At 62.3% G+C, this 18980-nt stretch carries 16 protein-coding genes; 4 read left to right on the top strand and 12 right to left on the bottom strand.

Annotation, left to right across the window (positions count from 1 at the left end; genetic code table 11):
• The first annotated feature begins 135 nt into the window (after positions 1-135).
• Complete coding sequence (gene hmpA / locus CYR32_RS11690) at positions 136-1329, top strand: NO-inducible flavohemoprotein (protein ID WP_101824570.1); 1194 nt, start codon at positions 136-138, stop codon at positions 1327-1329.
• 42 nt (positions 1330-1371) lie between these two features.
• On the opposite strand, the gene glnB is transcribed toward hmpA, so the two are convergent.
• From glnB to purL, 5 genes are all read right to left on the bottom strand, one after another.
• Positions 1372-1710: a nitrogen regulatory protein P-II gene (gene glnB, locus CYR32_RS11685; protein ID WP_101824569.1), complete on the bottom strand. Its 339-nt coding sequence runs from the start codon at positions 1708-1710 to the stop codon at positions 1372-1374.
• Positions 1711-1990: 280 nt separating this feature from the next.
• Positions 1991-3331: a two-component system response regulator GlrR gene (gene glrR / locus CYR32_RS11680; protein WP_101824568.1), complete on the bottom strand. Its 1341-nt coding sequence runs from the start codon at positions 3329-3331 to the stop codon at positions 1991-1993.
• Positions 3332-3345: 14 nt separating this feature from the next.
• Positions 3346-4137, bottom strand: coding sequence for a two-component system QseEF-associated lipoprotein QseG (qseG, locus tag CYR32_RS11675; RefSeq protein WP_101824567.1), 792 nt, complete (start codon positions 4135-4137; stop codon positions 3346-3348).
• Positions 4134-5609, bottom strand: coding sequence for a sensor histidine kinase (locus CYR32_RS11670; RefSeq protein ID WP_101824566.1), 1476 nt, complete (start codon positions 5607-5609; stop codon positions 4134-4136). Before CYR32_RS11670 ends, qseG begins: the two co-directional genes overlap by 4 nt.
• Positions 5610-6425: 816 nt before the next feature.
• On the bottom strand, positions 6426-10319 hold the full coding sequence (gene purL, locus CYR32_RS11665; protein WP_165698233.1) for a phosphoribosylformylglycinamidine synthase: 3894 nt from the start codon (positions 10317-10319) through the stop codon (positions 6426-6428).
• Positions 10320-10594: 275 nt separating this feature from the next.
• On the opposite strand from purL, the gene mltF reads away from it, so the two are divergent.
• Positions 10595-12055, top strand: a complete 1461-nt coding sequence (gene mltF, locus CYR32_RS11660; RefSeq protein WP_101824565.1) for a membrane-bound lytic murein transglycosylase MltF — start codon at positions 10595-10597, stop codon at positions 12053-12055.
• Between the two features lie 12 nt (positions 12056-12067).
• On the opposite strand, the gene tadA is transcribed toward mltF, so the two are convergent.
• The 4 genes from tadA to murQ form a co-directional block, all read right to left on the bottom strand.
• Positions 12068-12592, bottom strand: coding sequence for a tRNA adenosine(34) deaminase TadA (gene tadA / locus CYR32_RS11655; protein ID WP_101824564.1), 525 nt, complete (start codon positions 12590-12592; stop codon positions 12068-12070).
• Positions 12593-12761: 169 nt separating this feature from the next.
• Complete coding sequence (gene yfhb / locus CYR32_RS11650) at positions 12762-13400, bottom strand: phosphatidylglycerophosphatase C (RefSeq protein WP_101824563.1); 639 nt, start codon at positions 13398-13400, stop codon at positions 12762-12764.
• Between the two features lie 3 nt (positions 13401-13403).
• Positions 13404-14765, bottom strand: coding sequence for a PTS transporter subunit EIIC (locus CYR32_RS11645; protein ID WP_101824562.1), 1362 nt, complete (start codon positions 14763-14765; stop codon positions 13404-13406).
• A gap of 19 nt (positions 14766-14784) precedes the next feature.
• Positions 14785-15678, bottom strand: a complete 894-nt coding sequence (gene murQ / locus CYR32_RS11640; protein WP_101824561.1) for an N-acetylmuramic acid 6-phosphate etherase — start codon at positions 15676-15678, stop codon at positions 14785-14787.
• Positions 15679-15838: 160 nt separating this feature from the next.
• On the opposite strand from murQ, the gene CYR32_RS11635 reads away from it, so the two are divergent.
• Together CYR32_RS11635 and CYR32_RS11630 are read left to right on the top strand one after the other, a co-directional pair.
• Positions 15839-16687, top strand: a complete 849-nt coding sequence (locus tag CYR32_RS11635; RefSeq protein ID WP_101824560.1) for a MurR/RpiR family transcriptional regulator — start codon at positions 15839-15841, stop codon at positions 16685-16687.
• A gap of 87 nt (positions 16688-16774) precedes the next feature.
• Complete coding sequence (locus tag CYR32_RS11630) at positions 16775-17029, top strand: YfhL family 4Fe-4S dicluster ferredoxin (RefSeq protein ID WP_101824559.1); 255 nt, start codon at positions 16775-16777, stop codon at positions 17027-17029.
• A gap of 21 nt (positions 17030-17050) precedes the next feature.
• On the opposite strand, the gene acpS is transcribed toward CYR32_RS11630, so the two are convergent.
• The 3 genes from acpS to recO form a co-directional block, all read right to left on the bottom strand.
• The gene (gene acpS / locus CYR32_RS11625) at positions 17051-17434 is read right to left on the bottom strand and encodes a holo-ACP synthase (RefSeq protein ID WP_101824558.1); all 384 of its coding nucleotides are present in this window, start codon (positions 17432-17434) and stop codon (positions 17051-17053) included.
• Positions 17434-18165: a pyridoxine 5'-phosphate synthase gene (pdxJ, locus tag CYR32_RS11620; protein WP_101824557.1), complete on the bottom strand. Its 732-nt coding sequence runs from the start codon at positions 18163-18165 to the stop codon at positions 17434-17436. The genes acpS and pdxJ overlap by 1 nt, the downstream gene beginning before the upstream one ends.
• Positions 18166-18237: 72 nt before the next feature.
• Complete coding sequence (recO, locus tag CYR32_RS11615) at positions 18238-18975, bottom strand: DNA repair protein RecO (protein WP_101824556.1); 738 nt, start codon at positions 18973-18975, stop codon at positions 18238-18240.
• Positions 18976-18980: the final 5 nt, after the last annotated feature.

Genomic DNA, 18980 nt, shown 5'->3' with positions numbered 1-18980 from the left:
CCTTTGGAAGGCATCTCTCATTATTACAAAACCTTAACAAATAAAAGGCTATTTACAGCCTGGGGCGTGCGTTATAAGATGCATTTAAAATGCATCATTTATAATTCTGACGCTGCGCGTCCCCAGGAGCACCTCATGCTTGATACCGCCACTATCGCCACCATCAAATCCACCATTCCCGCGCTGGTAGCCACCGGCCCTGCCCTGACAGCCCATTTTTATGACCGGATGCTGGGCCGCCACCCTGAGCTGAAACATGTGTTCAACATGAGCCACCAGATGAAAGGTGACCAGCGTGAGGCGCTGTTTAATGCCATCTGCGCCTATGCGGCCAACATTGAGAACCTGCCGGCGATTCTGCCGGCGGTGGAGAAGATTGCGCAGAAACACACCAGCCTGAACATCCGCCCGGAGCAGTATGCGATTGTGGGGGAAAACCTGCTGGCAACGCTGGATGAGATGCTCAGCCCGGGCCAGGAGGTGCTGGACGCCTGGGGCAAGGCGTATGGCGTGCTGGCGGAGGTGTTTATCCAGCGTGAAAGCCAGATCTACCAGCAGACGGCGGCCAAACCCGGCGGCTGGGAAGGGCTGCGGGCGTTCCGCATTGTGGCGAAAACACCCCAGAGTGAGGTGATCACCAGCATTGAGCTGGCACCGGTGGACGGCAAGCCGGTTGCGGATTATCAGCCGGGGCAGTACATCTCCGTCTACATCCGGGATGAGGCGTTTAATGAATACCAGCAGATCCGCCAGTACTCACTGACCCAAAGCCCGAACGGCCACAGTTACCGGATTGCGGTCAAACGCGAAGGCGGCGGCCAGGCCTCCAACTACCTGCACGATGTGGCGCAGGTCGGCACCGTGGTCAACCTGGCGGCCCCGCATGGCGATTTTTATATGGATGTCTCACCGGATACGCCGGTGGCGCTGATCTCCGCCGGCGTCGGGCAGACCCCGATGCTGGGGATGCTGCATGTCCTGTGCGATAGCCAGCACCGCGCGCCGGTCTGGTGGCTGCACGCAGCAGAGAACGGCCCTGTCCATGCGTTCGCGCAGGAAGTGGCGGCTGTCGAGGCAAAAATGCCGTCTTTGCAGCGTCATGTCTGGTATCGCGTACCGGCGGAAGGGGATGTAAAAGGAGAGCAGTATGATACGGAAGGGATGATGGATCTGGCACCGCTGGCCGGCACCCTGCGCGACCCGGCGTTGCAGATCTACCTGTGCGGCCCGGTGCCCTTTATGCAGTTCGCGGCGCGCCAGCTGCTGGATCTGGGGGTCAGCGCCGATCGCCTGCATTATGAGGTGTTCGGCCCGCATAAAGTGGTCTGACAGCCTGCGGGCGGGAGCGATCCCGCCCGGTAACGGGAGGCGTCAGATCGCCTCTTCGTCCTCTTCGCCGGTGCGGATCCGCACTACGCGCGACACATCAAACACAAAGATTTTACCGTCGCCGATTTTACCGGTCTGGGCGGTTTTCATGATGGTCTCGACACAGGTGTCGACGATGTCGTCCGCCACCACGATCTCAATTTTGACCTTCGGCAGGAAATCCACCATATATTCCGCGCCGCGGTAGAGTTCAGTGTGGCCCTTCTGGCGGCCAAATCCTTTCACTTCCGTCACCGTCATGCCGGTGATCCCGACTTCAGCCAGCGCTTCACGGACATCATCCAGCTTGAATGGCTTAATAATCGCGTCAATCTTTTTCATGGCGAACCCTTTTCTTTTACATAATATGCGGCTAAAGCCGGAGGTTGTCGTCTGGCGCCGTGCCCTGCTGCGGCAGGCCAGGCTACCCGGCCGGGGGTGAGCCGGCGTCCTGATGGCGGCATCGCTTCTGGGGTGCTGCCGGGCTTCAAGTATGGCACCTGCCCGGTATCCTGCCCCGCCATGCGCCCGGTTACGGGGCAGCAGGAGTGCGAGTGTAAAGCATTCCGGCCAGTTTGTTTAGCCGTGGCCGCCCTGCCCCGCGCCGCGCCCCTCCCGTTTTTTACTCTTTAAAGTCATTGGCATCGAGTTCATGGCGCGACAGCAGCTTGTAAAACTCCGTGCGGTTGCGCCCCGCCATACGCGCGGCCTGGGTGACATTGCCTTTGGCGATCTGCAACAGCTTGCGCAGATAGTGCAGCTCGAACTGGTTCCGCGCCTCGGCGAAGGTCGGCAACACGGTGTTTTCCCCCTCCAGCGCCTGCTCCACCAGCGCGTCGCTGATCACCGGGGCGGTGGTCAGCGCCACACACTGCTCAATCACGTTCACCAGCTGGCGTACGTTGCCCGGCCAGCCTGCGGCCATCAGCCGCCGCATCGCATCTGCCGAGAAGCTGCGCACAAACGGCTTGTGGCGCAACGCCGCCTCGCGCAGCAGGTGGTTGGCGAGCAGCGGAATATCCTCCGGCCGCTCATTCAGGGCAGGCAGTTTCAGGTTGACCACATTCAGCCGGTAGAAGAGATCCTCGCGGAACTCCCCTTTGGCCATCACTTTCGGCAGGTCGCGGTGGGTGGCGGAGAGGATGCGCACATTGACGTCCAGATCCCGGTTGCTGCCGAGCGGGCGCACTTTGCGCTCCTGCAACACCCGCAGCAGCTTGACCTGGAGCGAGAGCGGCATGTCGCCGATCTCATCCAGAAACAGCGTGCCGCCCTCCGCCGCCTGGAATAGCCCCTCCCGCTGGCTGACGGCACCGGTAAAGGCACCTTTGGCGTGGCCGAACAGCTCAGACTCCAGCAACTGCTCCGGCAGCGCCCCGCAGTTAATGGCGATAAAGGGCTTGTTCGCCCGCGGGCTGGCGGCATGGATCGCCTGCGCCAGCACCTCTTTGCCGGTGCCGCTCTGGCCGTTGATCAGCACGCTGACGTCCGATTGCGCCACCATCCGCGCCTGCTCCAGCAGGCGCAGCATCAGCGGGCTGCGGGTGACAATCGCCTCACGCCAGCGCTCATCGGTGGCGGAGGCGGTGGTCAGGGCCAGCGCCTCATCGATCGCTTTGTAGAGTGCATCGCGATCCACCGGTTTGGTGAGGAAGCTGAACACGCCCTGCTGGGTGGCGGCCACCGCATCCGGGATTGAGCCGTGGGCGGTGAGGATGATCACCGGCATCCCGGGCTGATGTTTCTGGATTTCGGCGAACAGCGCCAGGCCGTCCATCTCGTCCATGCGTAAATCGCTTATCACCAGATCAATTTTTTCACGCGCCAGCAGCCGCAACGCCTCCTGCCCGCTGGCGGCGGTGGTGACGCTGAAGCCCTCGCTGGTCAGGCGCATCCCCAGCAGTTTCAGCAGGCTGGGATCGTCATCGACCAGTAACAGATTGGCGGGTTTGCGTTGGGTCATCTCCCTGACGCTCCTTAATGGTTGACGGGGGTGGGCACATCGCTGCGTTGTGCGGCGGGCGGCGTATAGGTCTCTTCCGGCCCGACATGATGGAGGCTGCGGCCCTCGCCCCCCTCGGGCATGTCACCCTGCAACTGCTTGCGGGAGGAGAGCTGGCGTTCAATGTCGGTGAGGTTTTCCAGCTTCTGCCGGGTCTCATTGAGTTTGCTTTGCAGCAGCGCCTGCGACTGGTGCAGCGCCTCAAGCTGGGCAGCGGCCGCCTCCTGCGCACGCTGCGCTTTGGCGCGGTCATCGTTCAGCACAATTTCCAGATTCTGGCGCTCACGCCAGAGCTGCACCAGCGGCCGCAGCGAGCCGGGCATCTGCGCCCGGTAGAGGTTCACTTTCCCCAGCAGCAGGCGGCGCTCGCCGGCGGCAGGCGCAGCGCTGGAGAGCAGAATCCCCTGGCGGAAGGCGCTCTCCCAGGAGGTGACCACGATCGATTTGCCCAGCAGGCGTGCCTGGGCAGCCCCCAGGCGGTCAGCGCAGTCCATCGCCCGCAGCCAGTAGAGCGGGTTCTCCGTGAAATCTTTGTCATCGAGATCCCAAAGGGTGTCGCAGGAGGCGACGCGGAAATCGATGACCTGTTTGTCGGGGATTTTTTCCGGCGCGGCGATCGCCGCACCCTGCCCGCCGCCCTGCATGCAGCCCACCAGCAGCAACGGCATACCGGCCAGCGCCGCCAGCCGGGTGTGCCAGCTATAGCGGGCGGCCTGTGCCAGACGTGCGCCCTGCTGCAACAGGGCGCGGAGTGAAAGGGTCATCATGGTTCGTCATTCCCGGCGGTTAGAGGCAATTCAATTCGAAAACAGACATCCGCATAGGCCACAGTCACCAGTTGCAGGTCCCCCTGCATACGGCGGATACAGTCATGGGCGATGCTCAGCCCCAGCCCGCTGCCTTTCACCGCGCCTTTACGCTGCTGGCTGCCCTGGTAAAACGGCTCGAACACCATCGCTTTTTCCGCCTCGGCTATCGGTGTGCCGCTGTTGGCCACCTCGATCTGTACTCTGTCGCCCGCCTGCCGGCTGCGGACCCAAATGGTACCGGATTCAGCCCCGTAGTGCACCGCATTGGAGTAGAGATTGTCCAGCGCGCGCATCAGCAAGGTCGGCTCAGCCCAGCACTCCGTGACCTCCAGCTCCAGCCGGGTGGTGATCTGTTTGGCGCGCGCCGGCAGGCTGTGATCGGCCATGATCCGGTTGATCACAGCCTGCAGTGCCACGCCCTCTTTGCCGGTCGGGCCGTCTGCCAGTTTGCGGTTGTAGTCCAGCAGCTGTTCGATCAATTTTTGCAGGTGGCGGCTGCTGTGGTCGAGGATCGCCACCACCTCTTTCTGGTCACGGGTCAGCGGCCCCGCCACCTCATCCGCCAGCAGTTCGGTGCCTTCCCGCATACTGGCCAGCGGCGTTTTCAGTTCATGGGAGATGTGCCGCAAAAATTCATGGCGCTGCGACTCCAGCCAGGCCAGGCGTTCACTCAGCCAGATGATGCGTTGCGCCAGTGAGCGGATTTCACGCGGGCCGCGGAAAGAGACGCTGTTGCCCAGCGCCCGCCCCTCGCCCAGCCGGTTGATCATACGTTCCACGCCCTTGACCGGGCCGATGATCATCCGGGTGAACAGCACCACCAGCGCCACGCTGAGCAGGAACAGCAGCAGCGCCTGCCAGCCAAAGAACTGGCCGCGCTCGGCGATGGCGTGCTGAAGCTGCTGCCCGCGTGAGAAGATGACATTGCGCGTGGCCTGCACCATCTCGGCATTGGCGCGGGAGAACTGCGCCAGCCCGTCCGCCGCCGCGGGCGCGGGGCTGCTCTCATGGCAGCTCATGGTCGCCAGCCCGTCCAGCAGGGTGCGCAAGGTCTGGTAATAGCGCGGGTCAGGCAGGATAGTCGCGTGGGTGCCGAGCATCTGCGCGTACTGTTTGCGCTGGTTCTGGTAGAGCCGGGCCAGCGTGGCATCATCCAGCACGCAATACTGGCGGTAGCTGCGCTCCATCTCCAGCGCCACGCTGGTCATCGCCTCGCTGCGGCGGGCATCGCTTAAGGTAGTTCGGTTGATGTCTGCAGCCTGGGCGCTGAGGTGATCCAGGCTCTGATAGGCCTGGTAGGCGAGCACCAGCAGCGGCAGCAGCACCAGCAGGAACGCCATCAGCACCAGCTGGCGCAGCGAACGCGGGAACAGCCGCCCGCTTTTGATCGACAGCCGTTTGCGGGCAAACAGAGTTTTGGTGAATCGCATGGGTGAACCGGCTCCTTGCTGAATCCGTGCGCATCACGGTTCCCGCAGTATACCCCACCCGCCTTCCGCGCTGAAAAACAGGCAAAAAAAAGCACCGCCATAATGCGGTGCTCAACGAGTTGGGCGTCCTGCCCGGCCATACGGAGTCCGCAGGCAAGGGGGTAACTCTCAGACTCTGATGGTAATAGGTTTTACCGGGGTAAGGCGGCGGGCCGCCTTACCAGAACAGGTGGATGCCTGGTGACGTCCCCAGGGTGATGATGCTGGGCAATCATCGGAAACGGGACGTGCGCATCCTTTTTTTACCTCGTCGGATGAATCCTTCATCGCCGGAGGTGGGTCAGGTTGGTGCCTCACTCAACGTGTCGCCCTGCGGTTGATAGCGCCTTTCAGCGGTATCGGTGCGGTGGACGATAGGCACCTTGCTTTGGCGTCATTCGGGTCTTATGGAGCGCATAGTCCGCGTAAGCGGGGCTGTCATAAGTAAGGTGAATGAGCAACTGAGCGTTAATAAGCACGATGTATGCCAACTTTTTATAAAATATGGTAACCCGTTAAATTTAAGAATAATTTTATGTTTAAGGGCCGATATTTTATTTTTATGGCCGGATAAATGATGGCGACTTCTTACCCTTTTTGTCGCTAAAACCCGACGCTTTAATTGCATTGATTTATAGATCATAAAAATCAATGACTTAAATGTCGCCATTTAGAGACAGGCAAAAACCGTACTGTCGCAATTTCCCGACATTACGCCGCACATAAAAAAGGCGGCCCGCAGGCCGCCTGAAATCATTACCCTGACAAGGGTGCCGGTCAGCCGAGCTGACGGCGCGCGTTGCGGAACATCCGCATCCACGGGCTGTCTTCGCCCCAGTTATCCGGGTGCCAGGAGTTGCTGACGGTGCGGAACACGCGCTCCGGGTGCGGCATCATCACCGTCACGCGGCCGCTGGCGTTGGTCACGGCGGTAATGCCGTTCGGCGAGCCGTTCGGGTTGGCCGGGTAGGTTTCGGTGACGCTGCCGCTGTTATCAACATAGCGCAATGCCACCAGCCCCTGATGCTCCAGCTGGGCCAGGTGCGCATTGTCACGCAGCTCGACCCGCCCTTCGCCGTGAGATACGGCAATCGGCATCCGGGAACCTGCCATGCCCTGCATCATCAGTGACGGGCTGGCCGTAACCTCGACCAGGCTGAAGCGTGCTTCAAAGCGGTCGGAGAGGTTACGCACAAAGCGCGGCCAGTTTTCCGCCCCCGGGATCAGCTCTTTCAGGTTGGACATCATCTGGCAACCGTTACAGACCCCGAGCGCCAGCGTCTGCGGCCGGTTAAAGAAGGCCTCAAACTCATCACGCACCTGGTTGTTGAACAGCACCGATTTTGCCCAGCCTTCGCCTGCGCCCAGCACGTCGCCGTAGGAGAAGCCGCCACAGGCCACCAGCGTGTGGAAATCCTCCAGGGTACGGCGGCCCGCCAGCAGGTCGCTCATGTGCACATCCACGGCGTCAAACCCGGCACGGTGGAAGGCAGCAGCCATCTCAACGTGGGAGTTCACGCCCTGCTCACGCAGCACCGCCACTTTCGGCCGAGCCTGCTTCATGATGTAAGGGGCGGCCACATCTTCATCAATGGCGAAGGTCAGGTGGACGTTCAGGCCCGGATCGTTCTCCTGCTGCTTGGCCTGATGCTCCTGATCGGCGCAAGCCGGGTTGTCGCGCAGGCGCTGCATCTGCCAGGTGGTTTCTGCCCACCAGGTACGCAGGGTGCGGCGGCTTTCGCTGTAGACCGGTTTGTCCCCACTGCGGATAACAAAACGATCCCCGTCAGTGACGCGGCCCAGGTAGTGGGTGCACGCCTGCAGGCCATGCTGTGCCAGCACGGCTTCCACGGCTTCGCGCTGGTCGGCTTTCACCTGGATCACCGCGCCCAGCTCTTCGTTGAACAGCGCCGCCAGAGGGTCGTCACCCAGCGACTGGATGTCCGCTTCCAGCCCGCAGTGGCCGGCAAAGGCCATCTCTGCCAGGGTCACCAGCAGGCCACCGTCCCCGCGGTCGTGGTAGGCCAGCAGTTTTTCGTCGGCCACCAGTGCCTGCATGGCGTTGAAGAAACCGGCGAGCTGCTCTGCGTCATGCACGTCGGCGGTTTTGTCGCCCAGCTGGCGGTAGACCTGCGCCAGCGCCGTCGCGCCCAGCGCATTGCGGCCCTGGCCGAGGTCGATCAGCAGCAGCGCGCTGTCGCCTTTATCGGTGCGCAGTTGCGGCGTCACGGTACGGCGCACATCTTCCACGCGGGCAAAGGCGGTGATCACCAGCGACAGCGGCGAGGTCATCTCACGCTGCTCATTGCCCGCCTGCCAGCGGGTTTTCATCGACATGGAGTCTTTGCCCACCGGGATGGTGATGCCCAGCGCCGGGCAGAGCTCTTCGCCCACGGCGCGCACGGCGTCATACAGCCCGGCATCTTCGCCCGGGTGGCCGGCCGCCGACATCCAGTTAGCGGAGAGTTTCACCCGCTTCAGGCCGCCAATCTGCGTGGCGGCCAGGTTGGTCAGCGCCTCGCCCACCGCCAGGCGCGCCGAGGCGGCGAAGTTCAGCAGCGCCACCGGGGCGCGTTCGCCCAGCGACATCGCCTCACCGTGGTAGCTGTCTAGGCTGGCGGTGGTGACGGCGCAATCCGCCACCGGGATCTGCCACGGGCCGACCATCTGGTCGCGCGCGACCATGCCGGTCACGGTGCGGTCACCAATGGAGATCAGGAAGGTTTTCTCCGCGACTGACGGCAGGTGCAGCACGCGCTTCACCGCCTCCGCCAGGGTGATGCCCTCGCGCTGCAACGGCGCACCGGCGGCCTGCTGACGCGTGACGTCACGCAGCATCTTCGGCGTTTTGCCCAGCAGCACATCCAGCGGCATGTCGATCGGCTGGTTGTCAAAGTGGCGGTCATTCAGGGTCAGGTGGCGCTCTTCCGTCGCCTCGCCGATCACCGCGTAAGGCGCGCGCTCGCGGCGGCAGATGGCGTCAAACTGCGCCAGCTGGGCCGGGTCAACCGCCAGCACATAGCGCTCCTGCGACTCGTTACACCAGACTTCCAGCGGGCTCATGCCCGGCTCATCATTCAGGATGTCGCGCAGTTCAAAACGGCCGCCGCGGCCGCCGTCGCTGACCAGTTCCGGCATGGCGTTGGAGAGGCCGCCCGCGCCGACGTCATGGATAAACAGAATCGGGTTCGCTTCACCCAGCTGCCAGCAGCGGTCGATCACCTCCTGGCAACGGCGCTCCATTTCCGGGTTATCACGCTGAACAGAAGCGAAGTCGAGGTCTGCATCCGACTGGCCGGAGGCCATTGAGGACGCCGCACCGCCGCCGAGGCCGATGTTCATCGCCGGGCCGCCGAGCACGATCAGTTTGGCACCGACGGTGATCTCGCCTTTCTGCACATGATCAGCCCGGATGTTGCCGATGCCGCCCGCCAGCATGATCGGCTTATGGTAGCCACGCAGCTCCACGCCGTTGTGGCTGTTGACCTGCTCTTCATAGGTGCGGAAGTAGCCCAGCAGCGCCGGGCGGCCGAATTCGTTGTTAAACGCCGCGCCGCCCAGCGGGCCGTCGGTCATGATCTCCAGCGCGGTGACGATGCGCTCCGGCTTGCCGAAATCCTCTTCCCACGGCTGCTCAAAACCGGGGATGCGCAGGTTGGAGACAGAGAAGCCCACCAGTCCGGCCTTGGGTTTCGCGCCGCGCCCGGTCGCGCCTTCGTCACGGATTTCACCGCCGGAGCCGGTGGCCGCGCCCGGCCACGGGGAGATAGCGGTCGGGTGGTTGTGGGTTTCCACCTTCATCAGGATGTGCGCCTCTTCCTGATGGTAGTCATAGCGCCCGCCCTCTGCGTCAGCAAAGAAGCGGCCAACCTTCGAGCCTTCCATCACCGCGGCGTTGTCCTTATAGGCGGAAAGCACGTGGTCCGGGGTTTTCTCAAAGGTGTTTTTGATCATCTTGAACAGCGACTTCGGCTGCGTTTCACCATCAATCACCCAGTCGGCGTTGAAGATTTTGTGGCGGCAGTGCTCGGAGTTCGCCTGGGCAAACATGTACAGCTCAATGTCGGTCGGGTTGCGCCCGAGCGTGGTGAAGGCCTGTTGCAGGTAGTCAATTTCGTCCGGTGCCAGGGCCAGCCCCAGGCGGAGGTTTGCCTGCTCCAGCGCGCTTAGCCCTTCGCCCAGCACATCCACATGCTGAACCGGGGCAGGCGTGTGGTGCGCAAACAGCGCCTCCGCCTGCGCCAGCCCGGTGAATACCGTCTCCATCATACGGTCATGCAGCAGGGCGGCCAGCGCCTGCCACTGCGCATCCGTTAACGTCGGGGCCTCAATATAGAAAGCCAGCCCGCGCTCCAGGCGCGTCACCTGCGGCAGGGCGCAGTTGTGGGCGATGTCAGTGGCTTTGGAGGACCAGGGGGAGATGGTGCCGGGGCGTGGGGTCACCAGCAGCAGGCGGCCTTGCGGCGCATGTTCGGCGAGAGAAGGGCCATATTTCAGCAGGCGTTGCAGCTTGGTTTTTTCGTCAGCGCTGAGGGGCGCGGAGAGGTCGGCAAAGTGTACATATTCGGCGTAAACCGCATCGACCGGCAGACGGGCTTCCTGACAACGGGCTAACAGTTTGTTAATACGAAAAGCCGACAAAGCGGGCGAACCACGCAGTATTTCCATCATTTCAGTTCTCTCGTCTTCGAAGCCGCAGGCAAAAGGGCTTCATTGGGCGCAACAGGGGGAAAACGCCGGCCATTATAGAGAATCCCTCCTGCTTACGAAACCGTTTGCGTAGTGATTGTTGCGATTAACTGCGCGCCCTGCCCTTTTGGCATAGGATGCCAATAAAGTTGCACGCTGGCTTTTTGTTGAGCAAAATGCCCCGGCACTGTGATTTAAGCTCCATTTTTGCAACATTTTACACACGCAATCAAAACGCGCCGCGACGAGACAACTATTTGAAGCGCATACAATTTAATTATCTTTTGGTCGGCGCGGTCGCACTGCTGCTGGCTTTGGCCCTGTGGCCCGCCATACCCTGGCACAGCAACCAGAACGACCCGCTTGACCGTATCCTCTCCCGGGGCGAGCTGCGCATCAGCACGCTGAATTCGCCGCTGACCTATTACACTACCCAGAGTGGGGCCGGTGGGCTGGACTACGAGCTGGCGCAGCGTTTCGCCAAATACCTCGGCGTCAAGCTGGTGGTGACGCCGCGCCGCAGCATCGATGAGCTGTTCGACGATCTGGATGACCAGCGGGCTGACCTGATCGCCGCCGGGCTGATTTACAACACCGAGCGGCTGGCGCGTTTCCGCGCCGGCCCCGCCTACTATTCGGTGTCGCAGCAGCTGGTTTACCGGCAGGGCAGCGTGCGGCCACGCAATATCGACGCGCTGAAAGGGCGGCTGGCGGTGGCCTCCGGCTCCGCCTACGTCAGCACCCTGAAGCAGCTCAAAGAGGGCAAGCACCCGGATCTGGCCTGGGAATCCTCCAGCGATCTCTCCACCGGCGAGCTGCTGCAACAGGTGGCCGAAGGCAAACTGCCCTACAGCATCGGCGATTCGGTGACCATCGGGTTACAGCAGCGCATTCATCCCCAGCTGGCAGTGGCATTTGACATCACGGAGGAGGAGCCGGTGACCTGGTACTTCCCGCGCGGCAGCAATGACAGCCTCTACGCGGCGATGCTCGATTTCTTCAGCCAGATGGTGGAAGACGGCTCACTGGCGCGGCTGGAGGAGAAGTACCTCGGCCATGTGGGCAGTTTTGACTATGTGGACACGCGCACCTTCCTCGCCGCGATCGACAGCACCCTGCCGGCGCTGAAGCCGCTGTTTGAGAAGTACGCGCGCCAGATCGACTGGAAATTGCTGGCGGTGATCGCCTATCAGGAGTCGCACTGGGACCCGACCGCCACCTCGCCGACCGGGGTACGCGGCCTGATGATGCTGACGCGCGCCACCGCCGCCGGCCTGGGCGTGGGTGACCGGCTCGATGCCGAGCAGAGCATTCAGGGCGGCGCGCTCTACCTGGAGCGGCTGATGGCGAAAGTGCCGGAGACGGTGCCGCCGGATGAGCGCATCTGGTTTGCGCTGGCGGCCTACAACATGGGGTATGGCCACATGCTGGATGCACGCAACCTGACCAAAGCACAGCAGGGAAACCCGGACAGCTGGGTTGACGTCAAGCAGCGGTTACCGATGCTGAGCCAGCGGCGCTACTACGCGCAGACCGCCTACGGCTACGCCCGCGGCCAGGAGGCCTATAACTACGTGGAGAACATCCGTCGTTATCAGGCCAGCCTGGTGGGCTATCTGGAGGAGCGGGAGAAGAAAGCCGCCCAGCAGGCGGCCCTGGAAGCGGAGTATGCCGTGGCCTACCCGGCTGTGACGCCCGCAGAGGCACTGCAACCCTAGCTGCCGGGCGGCTTAGTGGCCGCCCGCGTTTTTCGCGGCCTGCTTCAGCGCTTTTTGCTGGACGCGCCGCAGGCGGAAGAAGTCACTCAGCATCGCCGAGCAGGCGTCGGCCAGCACGCCCGACTCAATCGCGACCTGATGGTTCATGCCGGGGTGGCGCAGCACATCCAGCAACGACCCGGCCGCCCCGGTTTTGAGATCGTCCGCGCCATACACCAGCCGCCCGATGCGGCTGTGCACCATCGCCCCGGCGCACATCACGCACGGCTCCAGGGTGACATAGAGCGTCGCCTCCAGCAGCCGGTAGTTCTGCATCACCTGCCCGCCCTGGCGCAGGGCCATAATCTCCGCATGGGCAGTGGGATCGTGGCGGCCAATCGGCCGGTTCCACCCCTCGCCGATCGGTTTATTATCCAGCACCAGCACGGCACCGACCGGCACTTCCCCCTCATCCTGTGCGCGTTGCGCCAGCGTCAATGCGTGCCGCATCCAAAATTCATGGTTAATTTCCTGCGTCACCTTGACCTCATCATTCATTTGCCGCGCGCATTATACACGGCAGACAACCGCATTCTAGCTTATCTCTCCGGCCGGGGCCGTGACATGGCCGTAACCCGCAGGGCTGCCGCCCGGTGAGAGTGACAGGCAGTAAAAAGGGCGGAAATTCCGCCCCTGGTCTCTCTGTGTCACGTCCGGCGTTCTGCCGTTACTCGAGCTGCTGAAGCTCGCCCTCTTTGCTGACCCGGAAGCGGTGCTCACAGAAAAACAGCAGCGGGTTATCCTGCTTGCTGTCGCTGTAGCCGCTGTAGAGTTTCAGCGGGCTGCCGAGGCGCTGCTCAAGCTCCACCACTTTCTGTGTGCCGAGGCAGCGCAGCGGCAAGACCCAGCCACCGTTGCGGCGGGCCATACGGCTGCCGACCAGCCGCACGCGCGGCAGGAAGGCCGAGCCGCTGTAGACCTGCTCCACCAGCCGCTGTGGCGACCCGGTAATCAGCCAGACTTCGGCGTTGTGCTTGTCGAGGTATTCGTTCAGGCGCATCTGCACCACCGGGAAGGCGGTGACGATGCTGCGGAACCAGGTGACAAACTGTAATTCCAGATCGCGCAGGCGCGCCTCGCTGTGCCCGAAGGTAATGGCCCACAGCAGCAGGCTCATCGGCCAGCGGGTCGCCCGGCCGCCAATCAGCAGGCCAAGCCCGATCACCGGCAACAGCGGCACCACCAGCACCAGGTTTTGCGGCATACGCCACAGCAGAAAGCGCAGAAAACTGCCGAACATATCCTGCTGATGCAGCGTTCCGTCCAAATCAAAAAATACGACCCGCCGGGCTTGTTCCGCACTCAAGGGTTACTCCTCAGGATCGTTGAATCCTGCTATCCAGGTGAAAATAAATCCTGCCAGCACCGCAACCAGGTACCCGGTCAGGTAAAACATCACTTTACCGGCAACAATGGTCAGGGCCAGCGGCAAACCTGAGATACCGAAAGTAATGACCGTAGACACTTTCCAATAACTTATCAAGGCACCGCCCACTGCGCCGCCGAGGCAGGCCCCCAGGAAGGGTTTGCCGAGCGGCAGGGTCACGCCGAAGATCAACGGCTCGCCAATGCCCAGGATGCCCACCGGCAGCGCCCCTTTGATCACTTTTTTCAGCCGCGCATTGCGGGTTTTCAGCAATACCGCCAGGGCCGCGCCCACCTGCCCGACCCCGGCCATCGCCAGGATCGGCAGCAGCGGGTTGTTACCGTGCGCCTGTACCAGTTCGACATGGATCGGCACCAGCCCCTGATGCAGCCCGGAGAGCACCAGCGGCAGGAAAAAGCCGGAGAGCAGCCCGCCGACCAGCAGCCCGCCCTGCTCCAGCGCCACATTCACCCCCTGGACAATGGCATCCGAGATAACGCCGCCCAGCGGCTGCACTATAAGGATAGCCAAGCTTGCGGTAAGTAAGGTGGTCAGCAGCGGATTGACGATCAGTTCTATCGACTCCGGCAGCCAGTTGCGTAACCTGCGCTCAACCCAGCACATCAGGGCCACCACCAGCAGCACGGCGATCACCCCGCCGCGCCCCGGTTGCAGCGGTTCGCCGAACAGCTCAATCTGCGCCAGCGCCGGGCTGCCGAGAATCCCGGCCATCACCCCGCCCATCGCCTGGGAGCCGCCAAACACCCTGGCTGCGTTCACCCCTACCAGAATCGTCATGATGGTAAATACCGCGCTGCCGAAAATGCCCAGCAGCCCCAGCACATTGGGGTAGTGGGCGGCAAACTCACCGGCAATATCGGGCCGTTTCAGCAGGTTGATGATGCCGGTAATCAGCCCTGAGGCGATGAACGCCGGGATCAGCGGGATAAAGATATTGGCCAGTTTCTTCAGCGCGTCGCTCATCGGCGCGGCATATTTCGCTTTCGCGGCAGCCTTATTGCGCGCTATCTCGTCCCCGGGTGCGGCGGCGTTCTCCGGGAGCAGGCTGCGCATACAATCCACCACTTTGGCCGCCGCGCCGGGGCCGACGATAAACTGATGCTGCTCCCCCTGCTTGATGTAGCCCTTTATGCCGTCCAGCTTTCGCAGGTGCGCCAGCCTCAGCTGCTGCTCATTTTTTACTTCGACGCGTACCCGCGTCATGCAATTTTCCAGCTTACTGATGTTCGCTTCGCCGCCGATACCGGCCAGAATCTCTGTGGCTAATGCTGTGGTTTTGTCCATTTTTCCACCCCATCCGGCCTCAGCCCGCGATCGCCGCGCGCAGATAGCCGTTGTGTTGTGCCAGGCGTTGACGGGCCTCATCAGCCGTGACCTGGGCCAGAATCATCAGAATGGCCGGCTTGACCTCAAAGCCGGTCTGTTGCAACGCCTGTTCCGCGTCATGCCGCTCTGCGCCGGTGGCTTCCACCACGATGCGGCAGGCGCGATCCACCAGCTTCACATTGGTGGCTTTCACATCCACCATCAGGTTCTGGTAGACCTTGCCGGTTTTGACCATCGCGCCGGTGGAGATCATATTCAGCACCAGTTTTTGCGCGGTGCCCGACTTAAGCCGGGTCGAGCCGGTCAGCGCCTCCGGCCCCACCACCGGGCTGATAGCCACCTGCGCCTCCCGGGCGATGGGCGAGTCAGGGTTGCAGGAGATCGCCACCGTGGCGCACCCGGCCTGGCGCGCATGGCGCAATGCACCAATCACATAGGGGGTGCGCCCCGAGGCGGCCAGCCCGACCACCAGATCGCGCGGGGCCAGCGCGATGGCCTGCAGATCCTCCGCGCCCAGCGTCAGGCTGTCCTCTGCGCCCTCCACGGCTTTCAGCAGCGCGCCCGGCCCACCGGCAATCAGCCCCACCACCACGCCGTGATCGACGCCGAAGGTCGGCGGGCACTCTGAGGCGTCCAGCACGCCGAGCCGCCCGCTGGTACCGGCCCCGAGGTAGATAATGCGCCCACCGGCGCGCAGGGCCGCCGCTGCCAGATCCACCGCCTCTGCCACCTGCGGCAGGACCCGGGCGATCGCCTCAGGCACGGTACGATCTTCCTGGTTGAAGGCCGTCACCATCTCCAGCGTGGACATCTCATCCAGCCGCAGGGTGTTCGGGTTCCGGGTTTCAGAAATCAGATTGCCTAGGTTCATGATGCCGCCTTTGAATATTTAATTCACAAAAGATAAATTATCATTGAATATTTTATTCTTTAACACGAGCAGAATTTGCTACTTTATTTGTCAGGTGATCAAAATCGTGATCGATGGCGCGCTTGCGCCGCTCTCTGTCGCCCTTTGCAGGAATGAATTTATGAGCAGCTTTTTACGTATTCGTCAGATCTATCATTCGCTGGCGCAGAACGATCGCAAACTGGCCGATTTTTTACTCTCCCACACGGAGAGCGCCCGCCACCTCAGCTCCCAACAACTGGCGCAGCAGGCGGGGGTCAGCCAGTCCAGCGTGGTGAAATTCGCCCAGAAGCTGGGCTACCGCGGTTTTCCGGCCCTGAAACTGGCGTTGAGTGAAAGCCTCGCCACGGCCGGGGATCAGGCAGCGGTCACGGTGCATAACCAGATCCTCAACACCGACAGCCTGAAAACCGTGGGCGAAAAGTTGCTGGCGGAAAAGCAGGCGGCCCTGCGCGCCACACTGGACATCAACAGCGAGGAGCGGCTCCAGCAGGCGTTGTCCATGCTGGCCGCAGCACGGCGGGTGTTGCTGGTGGGGATCGGCGCGTCAGGGCTGGCGGCAAAGGATCTGGCGTATAAGCTGTTGAAAATTGGTGTGCTGGCGAGTGCCGAGTCCGATACCCATGTCCAGTTGGCCACCGCCCAGGCGTTAACGGCGGATGATTTACTGCTCGCGATTTCGTTCAGCGGCGAACGGCGGGAGATCAATCTGGCGGCAGAAGTCGCCCGGCAAGCCGGGGCCAACGTGCTGGCACTGACCAGCTTCTCCCCCAATGGGCTGCAACAGCGGGCCGATCATAGCCTTTACACCGTGGCAGAACGCCCCGCTACCCGCGGCGCGGCGATCTCCGCCAGCACGGCGCAATATGCCCTGACTGACCTGCTGTTTATGGCGCTGATCCAGCACGATGCCGACCACGCTTCGTCGCATATCCGCCACAGCGAGGCACTGGTGAAGAAACTGGTTTGACCGGGATCAGGCAGGAGCGGCTTAAGGCCGGCAAGGCGCGGGGGTTCTGGTATACTCCGCCTCCCCCATGTTAATGAAGAGACGATCATGGCCCTGCTGATCACCAAAAAATGCATCAACTGCGACATGTGCGAGCCGGAATGCCCGAACCAGGCCATTTCAATGGGAAAGACGATTTACGAGATTGACCCGGCGCGCTGCACCGAGTGCATCGGCCATTATGATGCGCCCACCTGCCAGCAGGTCTGCCCGATCGACAAGACGATTCTTATCGATCCGCAGCACAGGGAAACCCAGGAACAGCTGTGGGACAAGTATGTGGAACTGCACCTGGTGGGCTGACCCACCCGATGCAGCATCAGGTCACTTCCCTTCGATAATCACGGTGGCACAGGCGTAGCGGCGCTCATCCGCCAGCGTGACGTGGATCGAGGTCACGCCCAGTTCGGCGGCCACCTCTGCCGCACGCGCATGGAACACCAGCCCCGGTTTACCCAGCGCATCGTTGACCACTTCAAACTGCTCAAACGCCAGCCCATGCCGGATGCCGGTACCGAGCGCTTTGGCCGCGGCCTCTTTCACAGCGAAGCGTTTGGCCAGAAACCGTACCGGCTGCTGGTGCTGCTGATAGAGCGCCCACTCATTTTCGCTGAGCACGCGCTGCGCCAGCCGGTCGCCACTGCGCTCAACCACCGCCTCAATCCGCGCGATCTCAACGATGTCGGTGCCCAGCCCGAGAATAGCCATCAGCGGCGCGCATCCAGCATCAGGGTTTTCATGTCACGCACGGCATCCGCCAGGCCGCTGATCACCGCGCGGCCGATAATGGCGTGGCCGATATTCAACTCATGCATCTCTGCAATGGCGGCGATCGGCTGCACATTGTGGTAGGTCAGGCCGTGGCCGGCGTTGACTTTCAGCCCTTTGCCGGCGGCGTAGGCCGCGGCACGTTTGATGCGCTCCAGCTCCGCCAGTTGCGCCTGTGTTGACTCCGCTTCCGCATACGCGCCGGTATGGATTTCGATATAAGGCGCGCCGACGGCCACGGCAGCGTCAATCTGGCGCAGATCGGCATCAATAAACAGCGAGACCAGAATGCCCGCCTGCGTCAGCCGCTCTACGGCCGCCGTCATTTTGTCCAGTTGCCCGGCCACATCCAGGCCGCCTTCGGTGGTCACTTCCTGACGCTTTTCCGGCACCAGGCAGCAGAAATGCGGCTGAAGCTCACAGGCGATGCCGAGCATCTCGTCTGTGACGGCCATCTCCAGGTTCATGCGCGTCTGGATAGTCTGGCGCAGGATGCGTACGTCGCGGTCGGTGATGTGGCGACGGTCTTCACGCAGATGCACGGTGATGCCGTCCGCGCCCGCCTGTTCAGAGACAAACGCTGCCTGAACCGGATCGGGGTAAATGGTACCGCGCGCGTTACGCACCGTGGCGATGTGATCGATATTGACACCAAGCAATAGGTCAGCCATGACAGTCCTCGGAAAAAGGGTTGGGGTGCAGGCAGTTTACACTGCCGGGGCCGTGTGGGGGAACCGGGGGAATCAGTCGGTGGAGTCGAGCGGTTTTTCTGAAGGGGCTTTTACATTGAACTGGCGGAACAGCTCACGGCTTTTCAGCGGCTTGCCGCCCAGATAGGGCTTGAGCGCCATACGGGTAAAGCGTTTGGCGGCGCGCAGGGTATCGCTGTCCGGGAACTCGCGCTCCGCCAGCGCCTTGAGTTGCAGGCCGGTAAAGCTGTGGTTATCGATAACCAGGCTGGCAATAAACCCTTTCTCTTCCCGGTAGCGGTAGGTCATCCCATCTGCCACTGGCTCGCCGCTGCCGGCGCAGTGCAGGAAATCCACGCCGTACCCCAGGTGGGCCAGCAGCGCCAGCTCAAAACGGCGCAGCGCCTGTTCCGGCGAGCCCTGCCCTGCCGCCAGAGACTGGATGCAATTGAGGTAATCAAAAAACAGGGAAGCGCAGTCGGTTTCGGGCTCCAGCACCCGGGCCAGCAGCTCGTTAACATACAGACCGCTATAGAGCATCAGGCCGCTGAGCGGTAAGGAGAGGGAGACCGGTTCGGCATTGCGCAGGGTTTTGACTTCCCCGCGCCCGCCCCAGCGCACCAGCAGGGGGGTAAAAGGCTGCAGCGCGCCTTTCAGGTTGGAACGGCGGCTGCGTGCACCTTTTGCCAGTACCCGCACCCGCCCGTGCCCTTCCGTGAACAGATCCAGCATTAAGCTGGTTTCACTGTAGGGCCGCCCATGCAACACAAATGCCCGCTGCCAGCCTTCCATCGGCA

It is taken from the genome of Chimaeribacter coloradensis (assembly GCF_002858715.1).
Classification (GTDB): Bacteria; Pseudomonadota; Gammaproteobacteria; order Enterobacterales; family Enterobacteriaceae; genus Chimaeribacter; species Chimaeribacter coloradensis.
The sequence above is the reverse complement of the archived record's forward strand: the minus strand, read 5'-3'. Positions and strand labels throughout refer to the sequence as shown.

Excerpts from the sequence above, each read along its gene's own strand:
- hmpA (WP_101824570.1), top strand. The coding sequence starts at position 136 with ATGCTTGATACCGCCACTATCGCCACCATCAAATCCACCATTCCCGCG.
- glnB (WP_101824569.1), bottom strand. The coding sequence starts at position 1,710 with ATGAAAAAGATTGACGCGATTATTAAGCCATTCAAGCTGGATGATGTC.
- glrR (WP_101824568.1), bottom strand. The coding sequence starts at position 3,331 with ATGACCCAACGCAAACCCGCCAATCTGTTACTGGTCGATGACGATCCC.
- qseG (WP_101824567.1), bottom strand. The coding sequence starts at position 4,137 with ATGATGACCCTTTCACTCCGCGCCCTGTTGCAGCAGGGCGCACGTCTG.
- CYR32_RS11670 (WP_101824566.1), bottom strand. The coding sequence starts at position 5,609 with ATGCGATTCACCAAAACTCTGTTTGCCCGCAAACGGCTGTCGATCAAA.
- purL (WP_165698233.1), bottom strand. The coding sequence starts at position 10,319 with ATGATGGAAATACTGCGTGGTTCGCCCGCTTTGTCGGCTTTTCGTATT.
- tadA (WP_101824564.1), bottom strand. The coding sequence starts at position 12,592 with ATGAATGATGAGGTCAAGGTGACGCAGGAAATTAACCATGAATTTTGG.
- CYR32_RS11645 (WP_101824562.1), bottom strand. The coding sequence starts at position 14,765 with ATGGACAAAACCACAGCATTAGCCACAGAGATTCTGGCCGGTATCGGC.
- murQ (WP_101824561.1), bottom strand. The coding sequence starts at position 15,678 with ATGAACCTAGGCAATCTGATTTCTGAAACCCGGAACCCGAACACCCTG.
- CYR32_RS11635 (WP_101824560.1), top strand. The coding sequence starts at position 15,839 with ATGAGCAGCTTTTTACGTATTCGTCAGATCTATCATTCGCTGGCGCAG.
- CYR32_RS11630 (WP_101824559.1), top strand. The coding sequence starts at position 16,775 with ATGGCCCTGCTGATCACCAAAAAATGCATCAACTGCGACATGTGCGAG.
- acpS (WP_101824558.1), bottom strand. The coding sequence starts at position 17,434 with ATGGCTATTCTCGGGCTGGGCACCGACATCGTTGAGATCGCGCGGATT.
- pdxJ (WP_101824557.1), bottom strand. The coding sequence starts at position 18,165 with ATGGCTGACCTATTGCTTGGTGTCAATATCGATCACATCGCCACGGTG.
- recO (WP_101824556.1), bottom strand. The coding sequence starts at position 18,975 with ATGGAAGGCTGGCAGCGGGCATTTGTGTTGCATGGGCGGCCCTACAGT.